The organism is Pseudoalteromonas sp. P1-7a, from assembly GCF_001401855.1.
Taxonomy (GTDB): Bacteria; Pseudomonadota; Gammaproteobacteria; order Enterobacterales; family Alteromonadaceae; genus Pseudoalteromonas.
Map to the genome: position 1 here is coordinate 64,271 of NZ_LKDU01000023.1, position 7,796 is coordinate 72,066.

Annotated in this window: 3 protein-coding genes; 2 read left to right on the top strand and 1 reads right to left on the bottom strand. The window is 41.0% G+C overall.

Translation table 11 applies throughout. The features are described from left to right. Positions 1–2: 2 nt before the first annotated feature. Entirely contained in the window at positions 3–3,140 is a 3,138-nt protein-coding gene (locus AN389_RS14100; protein ID WP_055020084.1) for an efflux RND transporter permease subunit, read from the top strand. Positions 3,141–3,203: 63 nt separating this feature from the next. Here the strand turns inward: AN389_RS14100 and AN389_RS14105 are convergent, their stop codons facing one another. Beyond that, positions 3,204–4,439 carry a TMEM143 family protein gene (locus AN389_RS14105; RefSeq protein ID WP_055020085.1) on the bottom strand — a complete coding sequence of 412 codons (1,236 nt, stop codon included), beginning with the start codon at positions 4,437–4,439 and terminating at the stop codon, positions 3,204–3,206. Positions 4,440–4,782: 343 nt separating this feature from the next. Between AN389_RS14105 and AN389_RS14110 the strand changes: the two genes are divergently transcribed. Continuing rightward, the coding region (locus tag AN389_RS14110) for an Ig-like domain-containing protein (protein ID WP_235575982.1) at positions 4,783–7,796 on the top strand (3,014 nt) is incomplete at its 3' end.

The window sequence follows — 7,796 nt, forward strand, 5'->3', positions numbered from 1 at the left end:
GCATGATTAACTGGATAGTTTCGTTTGCGGTTAAACGCCGCATGATGGTGCTTGCGCTCACGCTTTTATTTGCAGGCTTTGGCGTATATAACACCCAAAATTTAGCGGTGGATGCCGTACCTGATATAACTAATGTGCAAGTGCAAATTAACACTAAAGCACCCGGGTTTACCCCGCTTGAAGCAGAGCAGCGTATAACCTATTTAATTGAAACCGCAATGGCAGGTATACCCAAGCTTGATTACACCCGCTCGATTTCGCGTTATGGGCTTTCGCAAGTAACTGTTATTTTTAACGAAGGTACCGATATTTACTGGGCGCGCCAGCAAATATCAGAGCGCATTCAAAGTATTCGCTCAGACTTGCCTGCCAATATTGAGCCAAACTTAGGGCCAATTGCGAGCGGCCTTGGGGAAATTTTTACTTATTCTGTGCATGCAAATAAAGGTGCGCTCAAAGACGATGGCACGCCATTTAACGCAGAAGATTTACGTACTTTGCAAGATTGGGTTATTCGCCCGCAGCTTTTAAAAGTAAAAGGTGTTACCGAAATAAACAGCCAAGGCGGCTTTGAACGCCAATACCAAGTAGCGCCAATACCTGAAAAGCTACTGGCTTATAAGCTTACGCTTAGCGATGTAATTACAGCACTTAAATTAAATAATAGTAACCAAGGCGCAGGGTTTATTGAGCGTTTTGATGGGCAATACTTAGTACGCTCGCCAGGACAATTAAAAACCATTGATGACATAGCCAACACCGTGGTTGCAAAGCGTGATGATGCGCCTGTACGCATAAAGGATGTTGCTAGCGTGCGTTTAGGCAAAGAGCTTAGAACAGGGGCTGCCACTTATAATGGCCAAGAAACTGTACTTGGCACCGCTATGATGCTTATTGGCGAAAACAGTCGTGTAGTGGCAAAAGCCATGGCCAATAAACTCAAAGATGTACAACTTAGCTTACCAGCAGGTGTAGTGGTTGAGCCTGTATATGACCGTACAAGCCTTGTAGATAAAACCATCGAAACAGTAAAAACCAATTTGTTTGAAGGCGCAGTGTTTGTCATTGTTATTTTACTGCTATTACTGGGTAACGTAACCGGTGCGCTTATTACGGCAATGGTTATTCCGCTTAGTATGTTATTTGCCATTACCGGTATGGTTGGCAATCGCGTGTCGGGTAATTTAATGAGTTTAGGCGCAATCGACTTTGGTTTAATTGTTGATGGTGCTGTAATTGTGGTTGAAAACTGTTTAAGGCAACTTGGCCTTGCGCAGCACAAACATGGCAGGCTACTTACATTAAATGAGCGTTTAAGTGTGGTAACCGCCGCCACTAAAGAAGTGTTCAGTCCAGCAGTATTTGGCATTTTAATTATTATGCTGGTGTATTTACCGCTATTTGCATTAAGTGGTGTTGAGGGCAAAATGTTTCAGCCAATGGCGTTTACAGTGGTTGCAGCATTAGTTGGCGCACTTATTTTTGCAGTAACCTTTGTACCTGCCGCTATTGCGGTATTTTTACGCGGTAAAGTGAGTGAGAGCGAAAATACGGTTATGCGCGGTATTAAAAAAGGCTATAAACCGTTACTTGGCTTATCGCTTAAGTTACCGTGGGTAATGCTAAGCATTGCTGCTGTGCTTGTAATTACACTTGGCTTTAAAGTGAAAAATATGGGTGCTGAATTTTTACCACAGCTTGATGAGGGCGATATTGCTATGCATGCACTGCGCATTACCGGCACCGGCATTGAGCAATCGGTAAAAATGCAAAAAGAGTTAGAGCAAGCCATTTTAGACATACCTGAAGTTGAAAAGGTATTTTCAAAAATTGGTACGCCCGATGTCGCAAACGATCCTATGCCACCTAACGTTGCCGATACATTCTTAATGTTAAAGCCACGCGAACAATGGCCTAATCCTGCTTTACCTAAAGAAGAACTGGTTAAGCAAATTCGCCATTTAGTAAATGAAGTGCCTGGTAATAACTATGAGTTTACGCAACCAATAGAAATGCGCTTTAACGAGCTAATAGCAGGCGTGCGGGCCGATGTAGCAGTACGTATTTATGGTGATGACTTATCAACATTAAAACAGTACGGGGAAAAAGCTACAACGCTTGTGCGAAGCATTACGGGTGCAACTGATGTACGCCTTGAGCAAATGGAAGGCTTGCCTACGCTTTCGGTTACGCCGCTTCGCGACCATATGGCGCTGTTAGGCTTAACCGTAACCGATATACAGCAAAGTGTAAGTGCTGCAGTAGGCGGTGTACAAACTGGGCTTATTTACGAAGGTGATAAACGTTTTTCGTTATTAGTGCGTTTAGATGAGCGTTGGTCTAGCGATGTAACACAGCTGGCTCGTTTGCCTGTGGCTGTGCCAAAAAGTGCTAATCCCGACCTTGCGTTTGTTCCGCTTGGCGAAGTAGCAACAATTAGTATTGATAAAGGGCCTAATCAAGTAAATCGTGAAAGCGGTAAGCGTAACGTTGTAGTCACTGCAAACGTAGAAGGGCGTGATTTAGCAAGCTTTGTAAGCGATGCACAAACAGCTTTAAATTCAGAACTTAATTTACCAAGTGGTTATTGGATTGAATATGGCGGCACGTTTGAGCAGTTAGAATCGGCAAGTAAGCGTTTATCGCTAGTGGTGCCGGTTACTCTATTGCTTATATTTGGCTTGCTTTATAGCGCGTTTAATTCACTGCGTGATTCGTTAATAATATTTAGCGGCGTACCACTTGCTCTGACAGGTGGCGTGCTTGCGTTATTGTTACGCGACATGCCGCTGTCAATATCGGCAGGCGTTGGCTTTATTGCGCTAAGCGGTGTAGCAGTATTAAATGGTGTGGTTATGCTGTCGTTTATTAAACAGTTAAGAGCCGACGGCCTTAGTTTAATAGATGCGATACAAACAGGTGCACTTTCGCGCCTGCGCCCAGTACTTATGACCGCTTTAGTGGCAAGTTTAGGGTTTATTCCTATGGCGCTAAATACTGGCACTGGCGCTGAGCTACAAAGGCCATTGGCAACGGTAGTGGTGGGCGGTATTATTTCATCAACTTTACTTACGCTATTAATATTGCCTGCACTTTATAAGTTAGTGCATGCAAAGTTTACTAGGCATCAAGCTGTTTAGTTCATAACGTAAAAAGCAGCTGAAACTTCAGCTGCTTTTTTGTTGTTAAGTAAACCATGCAGGTTAATTATATTGAAAAAGATTATCCCAGCGCTTATCCAAAACGGTTTTTGCTTGCTCTAAACTGATTGCGTTATACACCTCATTACTGCACGTGACTAAATGCATACGCTCCAATTTTGCAAGTGCATCGCTAATTTCAAAGTCGAGTTCGCATTTATACTTTGTTTTAAACCACGCCTCTATTTGCTCATCAAGCATTTGTGCGCTTAGGCCATTTGTAGATTTAAGTAAAAACGTATAAGCAAGCAGGGCTTCTTTTATGTCTTCTTCTTCAGCGGCGTCTATAAGGGTATGAAAAACACCGGCGTTATTATCGAGGTTTTTAAAGTAAAGGTTATCGCTAAGCGCTTTCATAAATTTAATTTTACGATTTTTAAATTTACTCCACTCTTTAAAAATAAAGCTGCCAAATACCCCCATACCAATAGCAAAGGTAATAAAGTGCTGCTGGGTCATTTCTACGGCCTCATTTCTAAAACCACCCCAATAAGCAATCAACGCAAATAACAATAAAATGGATGCGCCTAGCTTAGTAATTAAAACCACGGCACCGCCAATTAAAGCCGATGAGCCAATAATCACTTTATCAATAGGGCGCATACGTACTTCGCTATTAGGGAATAGCATTTCAAGGTCGGCTTTTGGTACATTTTGAAACAGCTTTACTATGGTCGAACTTGGTTCAAACCCTAAAGGTATTTTATTTTTAGCTTCAAAGTGGGCTTTATCTTTAAAACGAATGAACACCGCCACGCGGTCGTAATTAGTAAAATGCAGCTTTTTTTTACGAAGGCCCCAAAAGCTGGTTATGGTTTCAGTGAGTTGCGACTCGCCACGGCGATAAAAAACCACTTCTTCAAAGTCGTCAAACTCTACCTCAAGGCGCACTTTAAATAGTGACTCTTCGTTTAATGCATCTTGTAAATCTTGATTAGTGATCACTTCAAAGTTAGCGGCGTTTAAAACCTTTGCAAAATCTTTTGCAAAATCACGTTGGCACTGCGCTTTTTGAACATGTGAAACCGGCGCTAAAGATCGCGTGTCACTATTAGGATCAAAAGGGGCGTAGTTATTTTTAAGCGACTCAAGTGTTGCGTGATAATCGTAATGGATAAGGCTTGCTAATAAATCACAAAATTGTTTAAACGATGTTTGCTCTGAGCCGTTGGCCAACTCATCACTACACATATCAACAATATCTTGTTTTCGAATGGGAATAAAACGTGCATTTTGCATTTTCTTGACTAATTTGGAAATGAAACTACCTTTAGGGATGTTAATTTATTCCCCGTCGAAATGCTAACTTATAGATTTACAAATAAATAAACTTTATTGAATCCAACTCGTCCTTTCATACGTTGTATTAGTACAGTAATCATATTTTGCTAGTTATTTTGTATTATTAATATTGATATTTAATTATGATTAAGTATTATTATTTTAATCTGTCAATAATTAAGCCAGTAAAAATGTATTGATTAATGTTAATATTTTGTTTTAATTACTGGATTTTATAATAATTAGATCTATTTTTAGCTAAGCCGCTGTTTACTCTCATTAACTATTTAGGATATTCACTTTGGAAAATATAAGTAAAGCTGTTGTTATTGTCGAACTACTAAGTGATGTATGGGTTGTTATGGATAATGGAGATTGGGTCAAGGTAGACTCTGTACCAGAGCAATTTGCCGATCTACCCGTATTAAACAGCAGTGATATTGCACTTGAAGAAAATAAGCTTGTTTTCTCTGAAGCGAATGAACAGCTTGTGGTCCCACAGGATATTATTTCGCAGCTTGTATCCGATTTAAGTCAAAATAGTACATTTGATGCCCGAAGTAATACAAGTAGTGTTACTTCTTTATCATCAAATGATGCCAATGACGCACAAGTGGCTTATCAACTTATTGCCCGCCAAGGGCAAGAGCTAGTTCCTGAATCTGGCTACGAAACCACACCCGTTGCTGATGCTGAGGTAGAAGATCCTGACTTTCTTGAATTTACACCTGATCCTGTTTTCAATGTAGGGCAACTCGGTGGCGATGGTATTTTTATTAATAAATATGACGCTGTGGCTTTGGAGTTTTCCGGCACTGTTGAAAATGTACCAGATGGGTCGATAGTACAAATAATTTTAAGTGACTCAGACGGCAACGAAATTATAGTCACAACTGAAGTTCAGGATGGTTTGTGGTCTGTTACTAATATCGATATCACAGCATTAAATGACGGTGAAGTTACTGCGACAGTGTCGTTAGTTGGCGGAGATGAAGATGACGCTGCTAGCGAGACAAAAATTAAAGATACTCAAGCAGATATTTTTATTGATTTTGAAGATGGCCTAAACACTAATCAGCCCATTGATTTCGAGGGCGAAGTGGTAGATGTGCAAGATGGACAGCTGGTAACAGTAACCATTTTTGATTCGCAAGGTAACCCCATTGCAACGTATGAGGCTACGGTTACTAATGGCCAGTGGAGTGTCGGCCCAGAACCTTTTGCTGACTTAGCCGATGGAAATTACACTATCCAAGTTAGCACTATTGATATAGCGGGTAATGATACTCAAACACAAAAGTCTTTCTCTAAAGATACAACTGCGATAATAACAATTGAAGTAAATGAAACCGAAGACGGCGTAATTAATAACTCAGAGAACATAGTACAGATCAGCGGAACAGTTGAAGGTATTGAAGACGGTCAGACAGTTTCAGTTACCCTAACAGATGTTGATGGCAATGAAGTGACAGTTGAGGCTGTTGTTGAAAATGGCCAGTACCAACTAGAAGTTGATATTTCTTCGTTAAGTGATGGGGAGATCACAGCAACAGCACAAGCACAAGACTTATTAGGTAATGAGAATACCGCTTCCCAAGTAATCTCACATGATAAAACCGCACAGCTCACCGTCGAGATAGACTCAACACAAGATGGTGTTATAAACAGTGAAGAACAAAGTAACGTGACGGTTCGAGGTGCAGTAACCGGTATTGAAGATGGCCAAACAGTTACTGTTGTATTAAGCGACGGTATTAACCCTCCAATTACATTAACGGCAATTGTTGTTAATGGAAGTTACGAAATAACCGGCGTTGATATTTCATCGCTAAATGATGGCACTATTAGCGCAAATGCAACTGCTCAAGATATTTCAGGAAACCCAGCAAGCGCTAGTGATGAAGCACAATATGACAGCTCAGTTGCTGCAAGCTTAGTAACACAAGATATTGACGGGGTTATTAATAGCGCCGAGCAAAGTAATGTACAACTTAGTGGTTCGGTTACAGATATTGAGCCAGGCCAATTAGTTACTGTTACTTTTACGGATAGTAATAATCAGCAAGTAGTTGTAACAACAGAGGTTGATGCTGATGGCAACTGGCAAATTAGCGGCGATATTGAATCGTTAGCAGATGGCGAAATTTCAGCGCAAATAAGCATTTTTGATGCCGCTGGGAATGAGGCAACTCAAGAGGTTACTTTTGCAAAAGACACACAAAGCACGTTAACCCTTAGTATCGATAAAACCGAAGACGGCATTATAAATGGCAGCTCTGAAAATACCGACATTTCGCTCAGTGGCTTAGTAAATGGTGTAGAGGATGGCCAAGAAGTTACCATCGTATTTACAGATTCAGTAGGCAATGAAGTCGTTGTTACTGCAATTGTTGAAAATGGAAACTATGAGCTGTCAGGCGTCGATATTTCATCATTAGAAGATGGTGAAATTACTGCCACAGCAACTGTGTTAGATACGCCAGGCAATACCGCCACAGCTGAAGATACTTTTGAATTAGATAATAGCGCAATAATCACCGCGTCAATAGATAAAACAGATGATGGAGTCATTAACGGACAAGACGATGATCTTCGAGACAACGTAAATTCAGCAGAAAATGCAGGTGTGGTTGTACGTGGTACTGTAGAAGATGTGGAAGATGGCCAAATAGTTACTGTAACTTTGAGCGATGGCATTAATCCTCCTGTAATTACTCAAACAGTAGTTCAAAATGGTCAATATGTTACTGGACCAATGGACGCAACTGGCCTAAATGATGGTACGATGGTCGCTACTGCAGAGGTTACTGATGCAGCAGGTAACCCTGTTAGTGCACAAGATAATGTTGAGATAGACACAACGGCAGCAATAACAACTAGCATTGATAAAACGGCTGATTCGGTTATTAATGGCAGTAACGAAAACCAAGAAATTGTAGTGCGTGGTACTGTAATTGGCATTGAAGATGGTCAAGCTGTCACAATTAGCTTAAGAGACGGTGTAAATCCAGACATAGTAGTACAAGCAATTGTTGAAAATGGTGAATATGTTACAGCTCCTATTGATGCAAGTTCTTTAAACGATGGTGATATTGTTGCCAATGCTGAGGTGTCTGACCTCGCTGGTAATGAAGCTATTGCAATAGATATAGTCGAAATAGATAAGTTAGCAGAAATTACAACCAGCATTGATAAAACAGCCGACGGCGTGATTAATGGCAATGGTGAAAGCGCCGCCATGGTTGTACGTGGCACGGTGAGCGATGTGGAAGACGGTCAAACCGTGACAGTGATCATCAGTGATGGCACAAACCA

Bases quoted from the DNA above. Each gene is read 5' to 3' on its own strand.
- AN389_RS14105 (WP_055020085.1), bottom strand. From the start codon at position 4,439: ATGCAAAATGCACGTTTTATTCCCATTCGAAAACAAGATATTGTTGAT.
- AN389_RS14100 (WP_055020084.1), top strand. From the start codon at position 3: ATGATTAACTGGATAGTTTCGTTTGCGGTTAAACGCCGCATGATGGTG.